Origin of the sequence: Halomonas sp., from assembly GCF_041689495.1 — a bacterium.
In the GTDB taxonomy this organism is placed as follows: domain Bacteria; phylum Pseudomonadota; class Gammaproteobacteria; order Pseudomonadales; family Halomonadaceae; genus Halomonas.
Map to the genome: position 1 here is coordinate 1 of NZ_JBDNGD010000226.1, position 2,390 is coordinate 2,390.

Here is a 2,390-nt window from a genome sequence, read left to right on the forward strand (position 1 = left end):
AGGTTCGAATCCTGCACGACCCACCATCCGGACCTGAACACCTGGCGCGCAGCGTCGTGTGCTGGGTCGTTAGCTCAGTTGGTAGAGCAGTTGGCTTTTAACCAATTGGTCGTAGGTTCGAATCCTACACGACCCACCAGTTATGCGGTTTCAGGACTTCCCAGAAGACCCCATAACCCCAGCAATCAAGCGCCTTCTGGCGCTTTTTTGTTGTCTAGAGAATCCATAACATCCCTTGACATCCCACCGTAAACGGGGGCATCTATGGGGGCAGATCCATGCCCCCGCCTCGAGGTGCCCCCAATGGCGACGACCAACAAGCTGTCCGCTACCGCCGTTCGCAACGCGAAGCCCCGCGAGAAGACATATCGATTGTCCGATGGTGGGGGCATGTACCTGGAGGTGACGCCATCTGGGGGCATGTATTGGCGATTGAAGTACCGCCACCACGGCAAGGAGAAGCGCCTGGCCATCGGTGTCTATGGCGATGGCGCCGGCAAGGTCTCGCTTGCACAGGCCCGCAAGGCCCGCGATGAGGCGAAGGAGCTGCTGGCTCAGGGTCTCGACCCCAGCACCGCCAAGCGTCTCACCAAGGAGCAGGGCAGGGCGGCAGCCGACAACACCTTCAAGGCTGTGGCGACCGAATGGCTGGAGCACATCCACAAGCACGAGGTCGTCCTCGCCCACTACGATCGCAACAAGCGCCGCCTCGAGCGGGACATATTCCCGACGCTGGGGCACCGGCCCGTCAGTGAGATCGCGCCGCCCGAGCTGCTGGACTGTCTGCGTAAGGTCGAGAGGCGCGGCCACCTGGAGACCGCCTCGAGGATCAAGACCGTCTGCGGCCAGGTCTTCCGCTATGCGATCTCCACCGGTAAGGCCAGTCGGGACCCTACCGCCGACCTTCGAGGGTCTCTGCGCAGAGCGAAAACCAAGCACTTCGCCGCCATCACCGACCCCAGGGAGATCCCCGCACTACTGCGAGCCATGGACGGCTACGGGGGCACGCCGGTCGTGGTGGCCGCCATCAACCTGGCCCCACTGGTATTCGTTCGTCCTGGTGAGCTGCGCACCGCGAAGTGGTCCGACTTCGACCTCGAGGCCGCTACCTGGTCATTCGAGCCGAGCAAGAACGCCGATCCGCTGATCGTGCCGTTGCCTTGGCAGGCGGTGACGATCCTGCGAGACCTGTATGGTCTCACCGGCCCCGATGGCTATGTCTTCCCCAACGCTCGCAGCAACACCCGCCCGATGAGCGACAGCACCATCGGCGCCGCCCTGGATTATCTCGGCTTCAAGAACAAGATGACCGCCCACGGCTTCCGAGCCATGGCCCGGACCATCCTGGCAGAGCGCCTTAACTACTCGGGCGAGTACATCGAGCAGCAACTTGCTCACAAGGTCCGCGATGCCAATGGCCGCGCCTACAACCGGACCCAGTTCCTCGAGCAGCGCCGAGAGATGTTGCAGAGCTGGGCCGACTACCTGGACGCCCTGCGAGACGGTGTTGAGAACGTCGTTCCTATCCGCACTGGTATCACCCGAACGATTCTCTGACGTTGCAGAGATGGAGGGCCAGCTGCCCGAGCTTGCGAGGAGAAGCGCATGGTCACTGAAGATGAAGTGGTAAGAGCCGTCCTGGCGAAGGAAGGGCTCGGCATGTTCGCCCGGGAGCTGGATTTAGAGGGCAATGACGCAGAGCCCGCCAAACTAAGCCAACTGCTCGCCACGGTGATGGAGGAAACCAGCCGCCTTCAAGATTGGTACAACCAACCCCCTGGGCAGGTTTCTGCGGCCACGGAGTGCCACCGCCTGGCTCAGGAGGCGATCGAAACCCCCTCTGACAGCGAAGAGCTAAATCGCCGCCTGCTCGCCATCGGGTATCTCTACTCGCGTCTGACATTGCCGGGAAGAGAGGTTCAGAGGAAGCTCCATGAACTAGAAGTCTCTAGGCGCGCCCAAACATCGGGTCTTGACAGCTCCAACGCGGAACGAAAAAAGGCCCACAAATGGATGCGAAGATTCGCTCAGGCGATATGGGAACAGGACGAAGGCAACTGTCTCCGCACAGGCCATGTGGTCAAGAAGGTCAAGGAGAAACTAGAAACGATTATAAAGATGCTCAACGAAAGTGGCTACAAAGGTACAGAGCACTGGCCGCTTTCAGATGAAGCAATCAGGAGAGAAATCAAAAACATAGCCCCTGAATACGCGTCAAAACGTGGTGCTTCCAAAAAAATTAATAATAATTAAGCGGGGTGGGCGGTTTGCTCCTCCACCCCCCACATCTTGTGGTCACCAGTCGTAGCCATGGATCACTTGCGCTTCCGTCACAGGCCCGGTGACAACGGTTTGTTCGAGCAGCCGACGGAATACGAGGCCACGGCTGG

The 2,390-nt window shown here is 60.0% G+C and carries 2 protein-coding genes and 1 tRNA gene; all 3 read left to right on the forward strand.

Features of this window, described 5'->3' with window-relative positions; translation table 11 throughout:
- The first annotated feature begins 63 nt into the window (after positions 1-63).
- Positions 64-139, forward strand: a tRNA-Lys gene (locus tag ACESMD_RS08025).
- A 164-nt stretch (positions 140-303) separates the two neighbouring features.
- Positions 304-1,557, forward strand: coding sequence for a tyrosine-type recombinase/integrase (locus tag ACESMD_RS08030; RefSeq protein ID WP_372612022.1), 1,254 nt, complete (start codon positions 304-306; stop codon positions 1,555-1,557).
- Positions 1,558-1,605: 48 nt separating this feature from the next.
- On the forward strand, positions 1,606-2,253 hold the full coding sequence (locus tag ACESMD_RS08035; protein WP_372612024.1) for a hypothetical protein: 648 nt from the start codon (positions 1,606-1,608) through the stop codon (positions 2,251-2,253).
- Positions 2,254-2,390: the final 137 nt, after the last annotated feature.

Excerpts from the sequence above, each read along its gene's own strand:
- ACESMD_RS08030 (WP_372612022.1), top strand. The coding sequence starts at position 304 with ATGGCGACGACCAACAAGCTGTCCGCTACCGCCGTTCGCAACGCGAAG.
- ACESMD_RS08035 (WP_372612024.1), top strand. The coding sequence starts at position 1,606 with ATGGTCACTGAAGATGAAGTGGTAAGAGCCGTCCTGGCGAAGGAAGGG.